The organism is Rhodococcus sp. 66b (assembly GCF_002076325.1).
Lineage (GTDB): Bacteria > Actinomycetota > Actinomycetes > Mycobacteriales > Mycobacteriaceae > Rhodococcus_F > Rhodococcus_F erythropolis.
Map to the genome: position 1 here is coordinate 285,757 of NZ_MUZB01000009.1, position 16,283 is coordinate 302,039.

The 16,283-nt window shown below is 64.0% G+C and carries 16 protein-coding genes and 1 riboswitch; of the genes, 10 read left to right on the forward strand and 6 right to left on the reverse strand.

Features of this window, described 5'->3' with window-relative positions; genetic code table 11:
- Window positions 1-26 precede the first annotated feature (26 nt).
- Window positions 27-968, reverse strand: a complete 942-nt coding sequence (locus B0E55_RS19050; protein WP_029538606.1) for an alpha/beta hydrolase — start codon at window positions 966-968, stop codon at window positions 27-29.
- Between the two features lie 115 nt (window positions 969-1,083).
- On the opposite strand from B0E55_RS19050, the gene B0E55_RS19055 reads away from it, so the two are divergent.
- The 6 genes from B0E55_RS19055 to B0E55_RS19080 all read left to right on the forward strand — a co-directional run bounded on the left by B0E55_RS19055 (window position 1,084) and on the right by B0E55_RS19080 (window position 7,156).
- Window positions 1,084-1,791: a hypothetical protein gene (locus B0E55_RS19055; protein ID WP_019749508.1), complete on the forward strand. Its 708-nt coding sequence runs from the start codon at window positions 1,084-1,086 to the stop codon at window positions 1,789-1,791.
- On the forward strand, window positions 1,791-2,264 hold the full coding sequence (locus tag B0E55_RS19060) for an RDD family protein (protein ID WP_019749509.1): 474 nt from the start codon (window positions 1,791-1,793) through the stop codon (window positions 2,262-2,264). The genes B0E55_RS19055 and B0E55_RS19060 overlap by 1 nt, the downstream gene beginning before the upstream one ends.
- The gene (locus B0E55_RS19065; protein WP_019749510.1) at window positions 2,261-2,608 is read left to right on the forward strand and encodes a YidH family protein; all 348 of its coding nucleotides are present in this window, start codon (window positions 2,261-2,263) and stop codon (window positions 2,606-2,608) included. The genes B0E55_RS19060 and B0E55_RS19065 overlap by 4 nt, the downstream gene beginning before the upstream one ends.
- Window positions 2,609-2,715: 107 nt before the next feature.
- On the forward strand, window positions 2,716-3,729 hold the full coding sequence (gene fgd / locus B0E55_RS19070; protein ID WP_003944371.1) for a glucose-6-phosphate dehydrogenase (coenzyme-F420): 1,014 nt from the start codon (window positions 2,716-2,718) through the stop codon (window positions 3,727-3,729).
- Window positions 3,730-3,875: 146 nt separating this feature from the next.
- Window positions 3,876-5,954 (forward strand): phosphate acetyltransferase, encoded by a 2,079-nt coding sequence (gene pta / locus B0E55_RS19075; protein WP_003944313.1) that lies wholly within the window; start codon window positions 3,876-3,878, stop codon window positions 5,952-5,954.
- Window positions 5,955-5,956: 2 nt separating this feature from the next.
- Window positions 5,957-7,156 (forward strand): acetate kinase, encoded by a 1,200-nt coding sequence (locus B0E55_RS19080; protein WP_080910211.1) that lies wholly within the window; start codon window positions 5,957-5,959, stop codon window positions 7,154-7,156.
- A gap of 15 nt (window positions 7,157-7,171) precedes the next feature.
- Here B0E55_RS19080 and B0E55_RS19085 read toward each other — a convergent pair whose 3' ends face one another.
- Genes B0E55_RS19085 through B0E55_RS19095 form a run of 3 tightly spaced genes read right to left on the reverse strand, consistent with a single transcriptional unit; the run spans window position 7,172 to window position 11,899 of the window.
- A complete protein-coding gene (locus B0E55_RS19085; RefSeq protein WP_080910212.1) occupies window positions 7,172-9,529 on the reverse strand; it encodes a serine/threonine-protein kinase in 2,358 nt (785 codons plus the stop codon).
- Window positions 9,530-9,536: 7 nt separating this feature from the next.
- Complete coding sequence (locus B0E55_RS19090; RefSeq protein ID WP_020968847.1) at window positions 9,537-10,523, reverse strand: glutamate ABC transporter substrate-binding protein; 987 nt, start codon at window positions 10,521-10,523, stop codon at window positions 9,537-9,539.
- A 14-nt stretch (window positions 10,524-10,537) separates the two neighbouring features.
- Window positions 10,538-11,899: a hypothetical protein gene (locus B0E55_RS19095; protein ID WP_029254777.1), complete on the reverse strand. Its 1,362-nt coding sequence runs from the start codon at window positions 11,897-11,899 to the stop codon at window positions 10,538-10,540.
- Between the two features lie 158 nt (window positions 11,900-12,057).
- Between B0E55_RS19095 and B0E55_RS19100 the strand changes: the two genes are divergently transcribed.
- Complete coding sequence (locus tag B0E55_RS19100; protein ID WP_080910213.1) at window positions 12,058-12,702, forward strand: NUDIX hydrolase; 645 nt, start codon at window positions 12,058-12,060, stop codon at window positions 12,700-12,702.
- 80 nt (window positions 12,703-12,782) lie between these two features.
- Here B0E55_RS19100 and B0E55_RS32485 read toward each other — a convergent pair whose 3' ends face one another.
- Complete coding sequence (locus tag B0E55_RS32485) at window positions 12,783-12,914, reverse strand: hypothetical protein (RefSeq protein WP_003944354.1); 132 nt, start codon at window positions 12,912-12,914, stop codon at window positions 12,783-12,785.
- 248 nt (window positions 12,915-13,162) lie between these two features.
- Entirely contained in the window at window positions 13,163-13,858 is a 696-nt protein-coding gene (gene thiE, locus B0E55_RS19105) for a thiamine phosphate synthase (RefSeq protein ID WP_019749516.1), read from the reverse strand.
- A 26-nt stretch (window positions 13,859-13,884) separates the two neighbouring features.
- Window positions 13,885-14,031, forward strand: a riboswitch (TPP riboswitch).
- Here thiE and thiO point away from each other — a divergent pair.
- From thiO to B0E55_RS19120, 3 genes are all read left to right on the forward strand, one after another.
- Window positions 14,031-15,110, forward strand: a complete 1,080-nt coding sequence (thiO, locus tag B0E55_RS19110) for a glycine oxidase ThiO (RefSeq protein ID WP_080910214.1) — start codon at window positions 14,031-14,033, stop codon at window positions 15,108-15,110. It overlaps the preceding riboswitch by 1 nt.
- Complete coding sequence (gene thiS / locus B0E55_RS19115; RefSeq protein WP_003944402.1) at window positions 15,107-15,322, forward strand: sulfur carrier protein ThiS; 216 nt, start codon at window positions 15,107-15,109, stop codon at window positions 15,320-15,322. The genes thiO and thiS overlap by 4 nt, the downstream gene beginning before the upstream one ends.
- On the forward strand, window positions 15,315-16,067 hold the full coding sequence (locus B0E55_RS19120; protein ID WP_020968851.1) for a thiazole synthase: 753 nt from the start codon (window positions 15,315-15,317) through the stop codon (window positions 16,065-16,067). Before thiS ends, B0E55_RS19120 begins: the two co-directional genes overlap by 8 nt.
- Window positions 16,068-16,283 lie beyond the last annotated feature (216 nt).

Here is a 16,283-nt window from a genome sequence, read left to right on the forward strand (position 1 = left end):
CATGGCTTGAAGGAGGGCCGTGAGGCTTACGCCCCGATCGCGCCCGCGATCATCGGCCACGACGCACGCATGTCGGCTTCGAAGAGTCCCCAGGTGTGGGTGCCTTCAGGTCGGAAGCTGAACGTCGCGGGAATGCCGAGCTGACCGAATCGACCCTGTAGGGCAGCGGTGCACATGTTGGTGATGCCTTCGAGCACAGCGCCGGGAACGACTCCGGCAGCCATCGCCAATGAGTTGATTCCGTCCACCGGACCGGGAAGGCCGTTGCCGGTGGAGATGAACAGCGCTGTGCCGCGTAGTTTCTCGGCATTGATCAGCGGGTCGTGAGCAGCCCACTGTGGGCTACCCCACGGCCCCCACATGTTGGCTGCGTTTCCTCCGCCGAGTATCTCGACCATCGAGCGCACCGCAGCCTGGCCGAGCGGGTCGCCGGCGCGCGGGCAGCCGCTGTACGAGCCGACGGCGCGGTAGGTGCCCGGCGACTGGATCGCGAGGTCCAGAACCGGTCCACCGGCCATCGACACGCCGCCGAGTGCGTTGACGCCGGTCGTGTTGTATCGAGCGTTGACCGCTGCCGGTAGTTCCTTGGTGAGGTACGTCTGCCATTTGTTGCGGCCGAGCACCGGATCGTCGGCGTTCCAGTCGGTGTACATGCTGAACTTGCCGCCGACCGGCATGACCACGTTGACGTGCTTGTCGTCGAAGAAGTCACGAACTCCGGTGTTGTTGAACCAAGAGATCCCGTCCTCACCGCCGCCGACGCCGGTCAAAAGGTAGAAGGTCGGGGCGGGGCCACCGCCGGCCGGGGAAATCACGTCGTTGGCGATCCAGCGGTCCATGGAGGGGGAGTAGACATCGATGCGGCTGACCACTGAATCCGCGCTCGCGGTCGGCGCGCTGAGGCCGAGAAAGCCGGCAGCCATGGCCACCGCCATCGTCAATCGGACCGTGAATCGACGTGCCTTCATTATTTCCCCCTGGCGCAAGCCGGACAGCGTATTTGTGCCTACCAACAGTGGCACAATGCGAAGGAGAGTGACGAATGTCCGGATAACAGTCCGGTAAGAAGATGGAGACAATTGCGTGGGATCGCAGTCGCATCACCCCGAATCCGACGTGATTCGGCTGGCCTTCGGGCTGGCCGCGATCACGGCTGGTGCGGCGCGCAGAACCGCTGGTCTCGCCATTGATTCGGTGCAGCGGATCCCCGTTGTCGGTGACGCACTCGACGACGCGATCACCCAGGTCGCCACCCGCGGCACGGAAGCGATTCGCTCGACAGCGGAATTTGCCGATTCCACGTTGAGAACGGTGATCAAAGCTGTCGTCGACGCTGCTCTTGCCGAAGTCGACATCACGAAGATCGTCGTGGACCACGTGGACATCGACAAGATCGCCGAGAACATCGACGTGGACAAGATTGCCGAACGGGTCTCGCTCGAACCGATCATCGATCGCGTCGACGTCGATGCGATCGCGAGCCGACTCGACGTCAAAGCAGTGATCGATCGCCTCGACCTCGACGGCATCGTCGACAGCGTCGACCTCGAGCGCCAGATCGACCGCGTCGACCTCCTCAAGATCGCCGACCAGGTCATCGAGGGTGTCGACCTCCCACAGATGATTCGTGAATCGACCGGTTCACTCTCCACCGAAGCCGTGCACGGGGCGCGCGTGCAGGGGATGCAGGCGGACGACGCTGTCGCCGGGTTCGTCGGACGATTGTTCGGCCGCGACAACGCACCACCCTCACACGAGCCGCATCCGGACACGAACGCAGGTGAACGCTAGTGGCCCAGGAGAATTCCGGCCCGGCCGGAATCGTCACCCGTGGCCTCGCCGGACTGATCGACCTGGGCGTCGTGCTGATCCTGATGGGTTCCGTGTACGTGGCCTTGGCCTTTGTTCGATTGCTCTTCTCGCCGCAGAGTTTCACGTTCTCGGAACCGGGAATCTTCCTGTCCACGACGGCATTTCTCGGCGTCTCGGTGGCCTACCTGACTGCCTGCTGGGCGACCACCGGCCGAACTGTCGGTTCCCTCGTGATGGGGTTGCGGGTGATCACGTCGGGTCACCGGTTGGTCCGTTGGCCGCTCGCCTTCATCCGTGCGGTGCTCTGTGTGCTCTTCGCCTTCGGATTGCTGTGGTCGGCGGTCGATCGACGGCGACGATCGTTGCAGGACATCGTTCTGCGCACCGAGGTCGTCTACGACTGGCGTCAGGACCCGGATCTGGTGGCACCCCACGGAGGCGAGCACGCATGAGTGAACCGAACCGCCCGGACGAGCGATTCACCCTTGCCAGCGAGCGCACCTTCCTCGCGTGGATGCGTAGCTCGCTTGCCCTGCTGGCGGGCGGCATTGCCGTCGTCCAGTTGGTCCCCGAGTGGAGTACAGGGTGGGTTCGCACGGCGCTCGGTCTGACGTTGATCGCACTCTCGGCAGCAGCCGCCCTCGTCGGTATGCGACGCTGGCTACAGGTGAAGAAGGCGCTCGAGGACGGAGCGGCGATGCCGGAACCGCATGCGCTGTGGCTGTTCGCACTGGCATTGGCCGGGGTTGCCGTCGCGGCCGGCGTGGCAACGGTGGTTACCAGCCTCGCTCGCTGAGATACCTCGTGAGATACGCAGAGAAGTCCGAGCGGTGTCTGGATAGTCTGCAAAGAACGAGAAGCACGTCAGAGAAGTAAACGAAACAGACGACAAGGGAGTGCACGGTGGCGCAGGAACTCAAGCTCGGATACAAGGCATCGGCTGAGCAATTCGGCCCTCGCGAACTGGTAGAGCTGGCAGTTCTGGCAGAGCAGCACGGCATGGATTCCGTTGCGGTGAGCGATCATTTCCAGCCGTGGCGCCACAACGGTGGACACGCGCCGTTCTCGCTCGCCTGGATGACGGCCGTCGGTGAGCGCACCGAGCGCGTGCAGATCGGCACGTCCGTGATGACGCCGACGTTCCGCTACAACCCGGCGGTCATCGCTCAGGCGTTCGCGACGATGGGATGTCTCTACCCGGGGCGCATCATGCTCGGCGTCGGCAGCGGTGAGGCTCTCAACGAGATCGCCACGGGCTTCCAGGGCGAGTGGCCCGAGTTCAAGGAACGCTTCGCGCGCCTGCGTGAGTCGGTGCGGCTGATGCGTGAGCTGTGGCTGGGCGATCGTGTCGACTTCGAAGGCGAGTACTTCACCACTCGTGGCGCGTCGATCTACGACGTCCCCGAGGGTGGGATTCCCGTGTACATCGCGGCCGGTGGACCCGTTGTCGCCCGGTACGCGGGACGTGCCGGTGACGGCTTCATCTGCACTTCCGGCAAGGGCATGGAGCTCTACACCGAGAAGTTGCTTCCGGCGGTTGCCGAGGGCGCGGCCAAGGCCGAGCGCGACGTCGCCGACATCGACAAGATGATCGAGATCAAGATCAGCTACGACACCGATCCGGAGGCTGCACTCGAGAACACGCGTTTCTGGGCGCCGCTTTCCCTGACGCCGGAGCAGAAGCACAGCATCGAGGATCCGATCGAAATGGAAGCAGCTGCCGACGCTCTGCCCATCGAGCAGGTGGCCAAGCGCTGGATCGTCGCTTCCGATCCCGACGACGCCGTCGAGCAGGTCAAGGCCTACGTCGACGCCGGTCTCAATCACCTGGTGTTCCACGCACCGGGCCACGATCAGCGCCGCTTCCTCGAACTGTTCGAGCGTGACCTCGCGCCCCGCCTGCGTGCTCTTGGCTGATCCTCGAGATCAACTGAACGGTGTCTGCCACTCGACGTGTGGCAGGCACCGTTCGTCTTTCTCGTAGCGGCCGGTTGTCGGCTGCACCGTGAGCGTGACCACGATCAGTGGCAAGGTGGGCGGCGGCCCACACTAGGCTGTTGGGCATGCCAGAAGCGCCCGCTGCCGTGTCGAGTGTCTACGTCGCCTCCCCTGAAGGTGACACCGGAAAATCCACCATCGCGCTTGGCGTGCTGCAGATGTTGTGCGCGACTGTCGCCCGGGTCGGTGTCTTCCGCCCGATCGCCCGCTCGACCGAGGAAACCGACTACATCCTCGAACTGCTGCTAGAGCACACCACTGCCGATCTCTCCTACGCCGACGCACTCGGCGTCACCTACGAGCAAGTTCACGCCGATCCCGAAGCCGCACTGGCCGACATCGTCGCGAAGTACCACACCGTGGCCGAGCAGTGCGACGCCGTCGTGATCATCGGAAGTGACTACACCGACGTCGCAAGCCCCAGCGAATTGAGCTTCAACGCCCGCATCGCCGTGAACCTGGGAGCGCCGGTCCTGTTGGCGGTTCGAGGCGCTCGGCGCAGCGTCGAGGAGGTTGCTCAGCTCGCGCACCTGTGCGCCGCCGAGTTGGCCGCCAACCACGCTCACCTGCTCGCGGTCGTCGCCAATCGCTGCGATCCCGACAAGCTCGACGAGGTCACCGCAGCCCTGTCCGACATCGGAGTTCCGACGTGGAGCCTGCCGGAGATTCCGTTGCTCGTCTCACCCACGATGGCCGAGTTGATGGAGGCCACCGGCGGCGAGTTGTACTCGGGTGACCCGGAACTGCTGCACCGCGAGGCACTGAAGGTGATGGTGGGAGGCATGACCGCCGAGCACATCCTCGAGCGTCTGGTCGAGGGCATGGTCGTCATCGCCCCGGGTGACCGCTCGGACGTGCTGCTCGCGTTGCTCAATGCGCATGAGGCGGAAGGATTTCCGTCGCTCGCGGGCATCATCATGAATGGCGGGATCACGCCGCACCCGGCCATCGCGGCGTTGATGGCCGGCCTCAAACAGCGTCTTCCGATCCTCACGACAACCCTCGGCACTTTCGACACCGCAAGCGCTGCAGCCCAAACCCGCGGACGCGTGGCAGTCGGTTCGCAGCGAAAGGTCGACACTGCGCTGAGCTTGATGGAACAGCGCGTCGACGCCGACGTCCTGATGGACCGACTGGCACTGCCGATTCCGTCGGTCGTGACCCCACAGATGTTCGAGTACAAGCTCATCGACCGCGCTCGACGCGATCGCAAGCACATCGTCCTCCCGGAGGGTGACGACGACCGGATCCTGCGCGCGGCCGGCCGGCTGCTGCAGCGCCAGGTTGCCGACCTGACGATCCTCGGCGACGAACCCAGTGTGCGTCGACGCGCAGCGGAACTCGGCGTGGACATCAGCGGCGCGCAGGTCCTCGCGCCCGCGCAGTCCGAGTACACCGAGCGCTTCGCACAGGAATACACCGCGCTGCGGGCGCACAAGGGCATGACCATCGAGCGGGCACGCGAGGTGATCGCCGACATCTCGTACTTCGGAACGATGATGGTGCACTTGGGTATTGCCGACGGCATGGTCTCCGGTGCCGCCCACACCACCGCTCACACGATCCGGCCCTCGTTCGAGATCATCAAGACGGCTCCCGGAGTTTCGACGGTTTCGAGCATCTTCCTGATGTGCCTGGCCGACCGCGTTCTCTCCTACGGTGACTGCGCCGTGGTTCCGGACCCGACGTCGGAGCAGTTGGCGGACATCGCGATCTCGTCCGCACAGACGGCGTCGCAGTTCGGTATCGATCCGCGCATTGCGATGCTCTCGTACTCCACCGGCGATTCGGGCAGTGGAGCCGACGTCGACAAGGTTCGCACCGCGACCGCTTTGGTGCGCGAGCGCCGACCGGACCTGTTGGTGGAAGGGCCCATTCAGTACGACGCGGCCGTCGAGCAGAGTGTCGCTGACAAGAAGATGCCGGATTCTCTGGTGGCGGGCAAGGCCACGGTGTTCGTGTTCCCTGACCTGAACACCGGCAACAACACCTACAAGGCAGTGCAGCGTAGCGCCGGCGCTATCGCCGTCGGCCCGGTTCTGCAGGGACTGAACAAGCCGGTCAACGATCTCTCGCGTGGAGCGTTGGTCCAGGACATCGTCAACACCGTGGCTATCACGGCAATACAGGCACAGGGAGCGTAAGCGTGAGCGACGGCACCGTACTGGTCATCAATTCCGGCTCGTCATCGATCAAATTTCAACTCGTGCATCCGGATACAGCGGAATCGGTAGCGCACGGCCTCATCGAGCGCATCGGTGAACCCGACGGCCACATCGTCTACAACCACCGCACCGGAATCGAAGACCGCAGCCTCCCCATCGCCGATCACCGTGCGGGACTGAAGATGGTGCTCGACATCGTCGCCGAGGTCGGACGGCCGCTGAGCGAGGCAGGAATCATCGCCGTCGGTCACCGAGTCGTGCACGGTGGTGACATCTTCTACTCGCCGACGCTCATCGACGACGGCGTCGTGAAAGCCATCGCGGATTTGTCGAACCTTGCGCCGCTGCACAATCCGGCCAACGTGATCGGTATCGAGGTGGCGCGCGAAGAACTGCCAGACGTTCCGCACGTAGCAGTGTTCGACACTGCCTTCTTTCACACGCTGCCCGCCGCAGCGTCGACCTACGCGATCGATCGGGATGTGGCCAAGGCCAACCAGATTCGTCGATACGGCTTCCACGGGACCTCACACGAATACGTGTCGGGACGAGTCGCGGACTTCCTCGGCAAGGATCCGGCCGAGCTGAATCAGATTGTTCTGCACCTCGGAAACGGCGCTTCGGCCTCGGCAATCAAGGGCGGCAAGGCTATCGACACCACGATGGGCCTCACCCCGCTCGAGGGTCTTGTCATGGGCACCCGCAGCGGCGACATCGACCCAGGCATCATCTTGCACCTCAATCGCAACTCGGGAATGAAGGTCGACGAGATCGACGACCTCCTCAACCGTCGTTCCGGTTTGAAGGGACTGTCGGGAGTCAACGATTTCCGTGCCCTGCTCGCACTGACCGAGGGCGGCGACGAAGACGCACAACTTGCCTACGACGTCTACGTACACATGCTCCGTAAGTACATCGGCGCCTTCATCGTTCAACTCGGTGGCGTCGACGTCATCACCTTCACCGGCGGTGTCGGCGAGAACAACATCGACGTACGACGCGACAGCCTTGCCGGCCTCTCCCGTCTCGGAATCGAGGTCGACCCGGCTCTCAACGAGGCGAAGAGCCGCGACGAGCGTCGTATCTCCGCATCCACGTCGGCCGTCGAGGTGCTGGTGGTCCCCACCAACGAGGAGTTGGCGATCGCCCGCGCGGCGAAGGCTTTGGTGGCCGCGCTGTAAATCTCGGGGAGCGCGTCAGAAATTGCTGCGCGGACGCACCGCGTTCGCCCGGTCCACGAGGGCGTAGCGGTGCGTGCGGGAGGTCGTGGCGCGGGCGAGGGCGCGAAGGCAGGCTTCGGCTCCGGTGCGCAGACCCTGCTCGGTGAATGGCAGGTCGAGGATGGGTTCGAGTTCGGTGTGCGAGCGGTTTCCGTAGCGAATCCAATCGAGTGCCGTACCCAACACCAGGGTTCGCATCTGCAGACTTCGGCTCTCCTCGGCCGGTAGCGCGCGAACGCGACGGGCGGCTTCCCTCAGAGTCGATTCGTCGAGTTCGGCGATCGGAACGCCGGACAGCATCGTCAGAGCGCTCGACATCCGTGCGACGTTGTAGTGCCGGGAAGACGTGGGAACTTCGTCGAGGGCGGCGATGGCTGCCTTCTTGTTGCCGTGATCGGCGAGTTGCCTGGCGAGCCCGAATGCTGCGCTGACGTAGTTCCGTTCGGTCCGCCAGACGGTGCGGTAGTACTTCTCCGAGAAGCGGCACCATTGGTCCGGGTCGTCGCTCTCCCAATGCTGGAGGATCAGTTCTGCTGTCGCCGCCAACGCGAGTTTGGGTGCAGCCTCGCCCGGCAGAGCCGTCAGGACGGTCTCGAAATGACTGAAGGCGGGCTCGAATCGGTCCAGTTGCAACGCTGCAAGCCCTCGATACCACTCGATCTTCCAGTGATCACCGATGCTCTGCTGGAGTTCGTCCAGAACACTCAGCGCGGTCTCCGGATCGCCGAGATCGAGATGAGCCTTGGCCTCGGCCAGTCGGACCTCGCCGGAGATGGCGGCCGCCGGTGTGCCTGACGTTCGGTCGATTCCGTTCTCGCGGGCGTGTTTCAACGCATCGAGAGTCTGAGACGGTTCGCTGTGCACCGCTGCCGCCAGCAACGGCGCGCTGGGATCGGTGGGGTCGACCAACGGGATGGGAAGTGCGTGCGCAACTTCGCGCGGATCGAGAGCAGCGTCGTGGCTGATACCGTCGACGTACACATCGGTTTGCCCGACCAATTCATCGGTGCCGAAAGACGTTCGCTGCCTGCTGAACACGAGCGAGAGCCCAGGATTCTCCTGCCCGGTCTGCTCCGCGAGGATTTCTCGCAGAACGCCGGTGAGTTGGCCCGCGATCTCCTCGGCCGACTGGAAACGCTTCTTCGGATCCGGGTCGGTGGCGCGCAGCAGCAGGCGGTGGAAGAACTCGTTGTCTCGCAGCAGTGGCTCGTCCTCGGGTTCGGGAAGGCCGTCGAGGTACCGTCCGTGCTTCGAGGGCATGTCGAGGGTGAGAACCGCGAGTGTTCTTCCGACGGTGAAGATGTCGGAGGCGATGGTCGGGCCGGTCTCGATGATCTCCGGCGCTTGATAGCCGGCAGTGCCGTACAGGTATCCGTAGTCTTCGATCCCGGACACGGCGCCGAGGTCGATCAGCTTCAGTTGGTCCTCGGTGACCATCACGTTCTCGGGTTTGAGGTCGTTGTACGCCAGGCCGGTGGAATGCAGATAGCTCAGCGCCGGAAGGATTTCCAGTACGTAGCCGATTGCCTGCTCGATCGGCATGTGCTTGCCGTCCGGGAATTCGGCCAGCACCTCGCGCAATGATCGTCCGCCCACGTACTCCATGACGATGTACCCCATGGGTGTCCCGTCCGGGCGCGGATGCTCGACGAAGTTGAAGATCTTGACGATGCTGGGGTTGGCGACCTCGGCGAGGAACTGACGCTCGGCTACCGCAACGGCTTGCGCTTCGGAATCACCGAAATGCAGGAGTCCCTTGAGAACTACCCACCTGTCGCTGACATTACGATCGATCGCGAGGTAGATCCATCCGAGGCCGCCGTGCGCGATGGGCCCTTGAACCTCGTATTGACCTGATACCAATTCGCCCTCTTCGAGGAGTGGGCGGAAGTCGAAAGTGGAACCGCACTTGGGGCAGGTGCCGTGCTGAGTTGCCTTGGTGCTTGCGCTCTTACGGCCGACCGGTTCGTTGCATTTCCAACAGAACCGTTTGCGCTCGGGGACCGTCGGGTCACTCATCACCGCAGATGCGGGGTCGATCTGCGGGACGGGGGGAACTTCGACCAGGCCGCCGCCGAGGCGCAGCTTTCGTCCCGACCGGCTGCGGCGGGATCGAGTGGAGCGGCCGGTCGGGGAGGAGGATGCGGACGGCGTGGTTCCTCGTATCTGGGCCGAGGTCGGTTCGAGGCGCTCGTAGACACCGGTGGCTTCGGGTTCGGAGCGTAGGGATGCCTGCGTGGAGTCAGGCTCGCGGTGAACTGCCTGCGTGGAGTCAGGCTCGGGGCGTATGGAGGCTTGCGTGGCGTCGGGCTCGGGGCCGGTTTCTTCGGTCATGTCAGCCTCAATCCCGGTAGACGGCCGGCGGGGGACCGGGTGACGGACCGAGGACGCTGAGCCAACGGTCGTAGATACGGTTCCAGGTCCCGTCACCCCGGATTCGCTCGAGGGTTCCGTTGACGAATCGGACCAAGTCGGGGTTGTCCTTGTTCACTCCGATTCCGTAGGGTTCGACGCCCAGTGAACCACCGACCATCATGAGATACGGGTCTTGCGAGGCGAGGCCCGCGAGGATCGTGTCGTCGGTGCTGATCGCGTCCACCTGCCCCTGCTGGAGGACGACGAGGCAGTCGGACCACATCGGGACGGTCACGACGGTGGCTTCGGGTTGGAGCTCCTGGATTCGCGTGGCCGACGTCGTTCCCCGGGCCGCGCAGACTCGCTTGCCTGCGAGATCGGCGATGCCGCGTACCGGTGAACCCTGCAGGACCTGAATTCGTTGCTCGGCGGAGAAGTACTGCGTCGAGAAGTCGACCTTCTCGCGCCGCTCGCACGTGATGGTCATGGTTTTGACGACCACGTCGACCATGGATTCCTGGAGTGCGGCGATCCGATCGTCCGAGGTCAGGATTCGGTACTCGATCTTCTCCGGGTCGCCGAGCAGATCGCGGGCGATCTCGCGGGCGATGTCCACGTCGAAGCCTTCGAGGCGTCCGGTCGCCGGATCGCGAAAGCTCATGAGGTTGGAACCGGTGTCCAGGCCCACGATCAGCCGCCCGCGGGCGCGGATGGCGTCGAGGCTCGGCGTGGGTGGCTGCGGAGATGCGTCTGCGGGTGTGGGGCGCAGGCTTGCAGTGAGGTTGGTGCACGACGCGGTAGTCGTCGGTGTCGGACTGGGCGCGATGGTGGCCTCGGCCGGCAGCGGCGGTTCCGTGTACGACGTGGCGGCCGCGTTGTTCAGGTCTTCGGCTCGATCTGCACCGCAACCGGCGAGCGCCAGCACGGACGCTGCCAGAACCGCGACGCACACGGCCGGGAGCTTCCTCCGCATCTCCGGTACTCCCGTCACTGATACTCCCGCAGTCGGGGCCAGAACCCGATGAAGATTCCGGCAACTCCGAGAACTGCCAATACAGTCATGCCCGGTGCAGAGGCAGCCAACACACGTGAGGCGTACGAGACGTCGGACCGAAGATTTGTGCGCGAATCCACGATTCCTTGCCAGAGTTCGTGATCGAGCTTTCCGTATTCCGCGGCCGAATCCTGTTCTCCGGAGCCGATGGTGATGGCGGCAGCGGAAGTGAAGTCGCCGGTCCCGAGACGGTCGTACATGCGCGTGTGCGCAGCCACCCATTGCTCGCGCGAATCCAGTGCGGCGGTCAGCACCTCGTTGTTCACTCGGGCGCGTTCGTCGCTGCGTAGGCCCTCGAGGATGTCGCGCAGGGCGTCGACCTTGCGAGTGAACGTCACGTTGTCCTCGGCAGTTGAATCCCGTCTCGCCAACGTGAGGGTTTCGACGGTACGTGCCTGCTGTGCCATGATCCGGGCCTCGGTCAGTTCGTGCAGTGGCTCGGCGCCCGCGTCGAGTGCACGTCCGGTGGCAAGTGCGGACACCAGTCCGACGGTGAGCAGCCACAGCAGCGCAGCCGCGACGGCGAGCGAGGCAAGGATCAACCCGAGATTGAAGCGTCGGCGACTCTTGCGGGAGAAGTACACCTGTGTTGCCACCAGCGCGCACAGCACGAGGACGAATGCCACGATCGGCCACCACGGTGGAGTCTCGAAATCGCGCTGTACCTGCGAGACCAGGGTCTCCTGCGAGGCGTGCAGTTGCTGAGCCATCGGCAGCAGCGAGGTCTGCATCAACTGCGAGGCCTCGCTCAAATATGCTGCCCCGACCGGGTTTCCGACGCGATTGTTCGCCCGTGCAGTTTCGACCAGCCCCGTGTAGACGGAGAGGTCGGTCGAGATGGTGGTCAACGCGCTGTGCCCGGCAAGATCAGTCGAGTCGAGACCGGCCGACGCCTGGACGATCTCCGCCGACGCCTCACCGATCGACTGCGTGTATCGGTCGCGTACTTCGGCGGGTTCGAGGCCGCCGGAGATGAAGGCGGTGGCCGCGGCGGCGTCTGCCAAAGACAACGCGCTGTAGAGGTTCTGGGCCGAGTTGGCGAGAGGTTCGGTTTCGACGAGGAGGAGGTCGAGGTTCGCCTGTCGGTTCTCGATCGCTGCGGTGGCGAGGAGTCCGGCGATCAAGGTGATCGCAATCAAGATCACTCCGACGACGGTCAACCGGCCAGGCGTCGAGGACATGAATGCCTGGAGTTCGCGCCGCAGAAGTGCTCGCTCGTCCTCCGCCGATACCGAAGTGCCCTCGGAGGGCGGCAGCGACCGGGGTTCGATGGACGGGACGACACGGTCGACCATCGAGCACCTCACTTCGCTGTAGGCGGGCTACCGAGAAATGATGCCGCCGAGAAATGATTCAGGGCATCTTCGCGAGCATATAAGCATCACCTACACCTGGAGCAGTTTGAAACGGTTAGTGTGGGACAACGGCGAGAGCAGGCGGAGCGAGGTAGTCGATGCGTGGTGACGGTGACGGTTGGTCGATCGGACCGGACGGTACTCGGCATTGGGGTAAACACGGAGCCGCTGGACTGCTTCTGCGCGCCCCCGATTCGGACGGATCGCCCCTGGTCTTGCTGCAGCATCGTGCGGCGTGGAGCCATCAAGGTGGTACCTGGGCATTGCCCGGTGGAGCACGGGACTCACACGAAAGCACGACGCACGCCGCTGTCCGGGAGGCACACGAAGAAGCCGGAATCGCCGAAGACGCCGTTCGCGTCCGCGGTGAGGTAGTGACGATGCACGCGGAGAGCGGGTGGACCTACACCACCGTCGTGGCTGATGCGGCACATCCACTGTCGACGGTTGCCAACGGTGAGAGCACCGAGTTGCGGTGGGTGCGTGAAGCCGACGTCGATTCGCTGCCATTGCATCCGGGATTCGGTTCCTCGTGGCCCGAGCTCCGGACTGCGCCTGTACCAGCCGAGACCGAAGACCTACAGGCCAGCGACCCACACACCGTCGTACTCGAAGACGGTGGCTTCGGATGGTTGTCGGGCAGCTCGCACCAAGGCAGTTCCCACCAAGGCAGTTCCCACCAAGGCAGTGAGCAGTCAGGCAGTGACCAGAACCTGTCTGAGGCGTCGAGTTCGCAGTCTTAACAGGGCATATACAGCAGAAGGGCCGGACTCCTCAGGAGTCCGGCCCTTCTGTGGTTTCGGTCTCCCGACCGAAACGAGGCTCAGCTGAGCGAGTTCAGCGCCGTGATGAAGCTGACCGCGGTGATACCGAGCTTGAGCAGCTCGCTGATCTTGCCGAGGTTCAGGTCTTCGAGCGATTCGGTGCTGAGCGAGCCGGTGTCGAGGGATCCCATTTAGTGCTCCTAGGTTCAGTTAGTAACTGGAGGTAAACTACAACAAACCGAATGGGATGTGACACGCAATCGAAACAACTGTGATCAAGATCACGTAATCCGACTTTTCGGACATCCAATCGCACCTAGGAACTGGGGGTTTGTTGTCTGATCGGACAACTTCCGTTCATGTTTCGAGTCAGGCGTGCTGACCCGTAACTGTGTGGAAATCGCCCGGCAAACAGTTGACGGTCGCCAGTTACCGGTTTTCAGCGTCCAGCGACGGCCGCGGCGAGGCGCTGCGCAGCCGCCTGCGGATCCGACGCCTGCGTGATTGCACGCACGACGACGATGCGCGTGGCACCGGCATCGAGCAGCTCCGGCAGGCGTTCCTCGTCGATGCCGCCGATTGCGAACCATGGGCGCGGCGGTGCGGCGTCGGCGGTCGATCGAACCAGTTCCAGACCGGACGCACTTCGATTCGGTTTGGTCGGTGTCGCCCAGACCGGCCCGGTGCAGAAGTAGTCGACGCCCTCTTCGATTGCGGCCAGACTCGCCTGCGCGCGACTACTCGTCGAACGCCCGATGACGACGTCTTCACCGACAACGGTTCGTGCGTAGGGGACGGGAATGTCGTTCTGCCCGAGGTGGAGGATGTCGGCACCGGAAGCCATCGCGAGATCCGCGCGATCGTTCACGGCCAACAATGCGCCGTGGCGTCGCGCTGCGGCCGCGAGAATGCCCAGTGCTACCAGTTCGTCCTTGGCCTCGAGCGGGCCGAACTCGCGCTCACCGGCAGAGCCCTTGTCACGCAATTGGATGATGTCGACTCCGCCGGACAATGCTGCCTCGGCGAACTGCGCGAGGTCGCCTTTCTCGCGGCGCGCGTCGGTGCACAGGTACAGCCGTGCTGCTGCCAGGCGCTCGCGCCGGTCGATGACGTTACTGGGATGTGTGGGGTGCACGGAGCAAACGGTAGCCTCTAGGGAGCAAGGTTCGACACGGGAGTCCTGAAACGTCGCCGTCACTTTTTGTCGTGACTGCGAGGTTCGTGGGGCTGAGAGGGGATCGCGACCAGATCCCGACCGTCAGACCTGACCCGGATCATGCCGGCGCAGGAAGTGGAGGTGGAGTTTCGTGAGTACACACGCTCGTACGGTGTCGGTTGTCGGCGGCGGTGTCATCGGTCTCGCCATTGCGTGGCGAGCAGCCCGCGACGGGTGGTCCGTTCGGTTGTACGACCCGTCCATTGGATCAGGTGCTTCGTGGGTGGCGGGCGGAATGCTCGCCCCGCTTTCCGAAGGCTGGCCGGGTGAAGAGACAGCGTTGACGGTTGGTGCAGCGTCCCTGGAACGGTGGCCGACGTTCGGTGAGGAGCTCGGAAAGTTCGGGCCATCGGTCTTCACCGCGGACAGTTCGCTGACGGTTGCACTCGATGCGGCCGACGCGCAGGACCTGCAGACCATCGCCGAGTGGGTGACCGCGCAGGGCCATGAACTCGAAGTTCTCGGTCGCGCCCGCATCCGCGAACTCGAACCGATGCTCGGCCGGGGCATCCGGTCGGGACTGATGGCTGTCGGTGAGTCCGCCGTCGACAACAGACTTCTGCTGGAGGCGTTGCAGAAGGCCTGTGCGGAATCCGGCGTCGAATTGATCGCGCGTGCCGTCAACGACCTCGCCGAACTCGACACCGATCAGATCGTGCTCACCGCCGGTATCGCGTCACCCAAGCTGTGGCCCGGGTTACCGGTACGCCCGGTCAAGGGCGAAATCCTTCGCCTGCGGAGTAGGCCTGGAGTCACCCCGGCGCCCAGCCGCACCATCCGCGGAAGCGTCCACGGGCGGCCCGCCTACCTCGTCCCGCGCGGTGACGGAATCGTCGTCGGCGCAACACAATACGAGTCCGGTGAGGACACGCAGGTCACGATGGCCGGAGTGCGGGACCTGATCAACGACGCCGAGGCACTGATGCCGGCGATCGGCGAATACGAACTGTACGAATGCGCGGCAGGCCTGCGTCCCATGACGCCGGACAACCTGCCGTTGATCGGGCGCGTGTCCGATCGTGTTGTCGTCTCCACCGGACACGGACGCAACGGTGTCCTGCTGACGCCCGTCACCGCCGATGCGACGGTCGCGTTGCTGAACGGCACATCTTTGGTCGAGGTAAAAGGAACCGAACCCGAGCGGTTCGCAGTAGTTAAGGAAAATTCATGAGTGAGCAGGTCCCGATCGGGATCACCGTCAACGGCGAAGATCTCGAGTTCGATCGAGCAGTCACGGTGACCGAGCTACTGACGCACCTCGAGTTGCCGAGCAAGGGTATCGCCGTCGCCGTCGACGGTGCGCTCTTTCCTCGCGGGCGTTGGGACGAATCCGTCGGACGTGGTTGGGAAATCGAGATCCTCACGGCGGTGCAGGGTGGCTGAGCAGGACCTTCTCACCATCGCTGGCCGCACCTTCGGTTCCCGGCTCATCACCGGAACAGGCGGCGCCGCCAACCTTGCGGTGCTCGAGGAAGCGCTTGTCGCCTCCGGCACCGAACTGACCACCGTCGCGATGCGGCGAGTCGACGCGGCCGGTGGCACGGGTGTTCTGGACCTGCTTCGTCGCCTCGGAATCGAACCGTTGCCGAACACCGCCGGGTGTCGGGGCGCCGCCGAAGCAGTGCTGACGGCGCAGTTGGCACGCGAAGCGCTCGAGACGAACTGGGTCAAACTCGAAGTCATCGCCGACGAGCGGACACTGCTGCCCGACGCAATCGAACTCGTCTCCGCCGCAGAACAATTGGTGGACGACGGATTCACCGTTCTGCCGTACACGACGGACGATCCGGTGCTGGCGCTTCGCCTCGAAGAGGTTGGTTGCGCTGCGGTCATGCCGCTCGGTTCACCCATCGGCACCGGGCTTGGTATCGCGAATCCGCACAACATCGAGATGATCGTCGAGCGCGCCGGCGTGCCCGTCATCCTCGACGCCGGGATCGGAACGGCCAGCGACGCCACCCTTGCCATGGAGTTGGGCTGCGACGCCGTCCTGCTTGCGACAGCGGTGACGCGGGCCAAGAATCCCGCGCTGATGGCGTCGGCGATGCGTCACGCTGTCGTGGCTGGTTTCGAGGCGCGGCACGCCGGCCGGATCCCCAAGCGATTCTGGGCTCAAGCGTCGTCCTGAGGGACGAGATCCGGGTGATTTCTCGGGGTTCTGCCCGAATTGCCCGGACTCATGTCCTACCTGAGTACCACTCGGAACTAGACCTGTGGCCGATGTGCTGGTCATTGCCGGTAGGGCAGAGTTCTCCTCATGATTGAACTGAGGGGATTGACCAAGGTTTACGGACCGACGAAAGCGGTGGACGATTTGTCGTTCACGGTCAAGCCGGGCATCGTG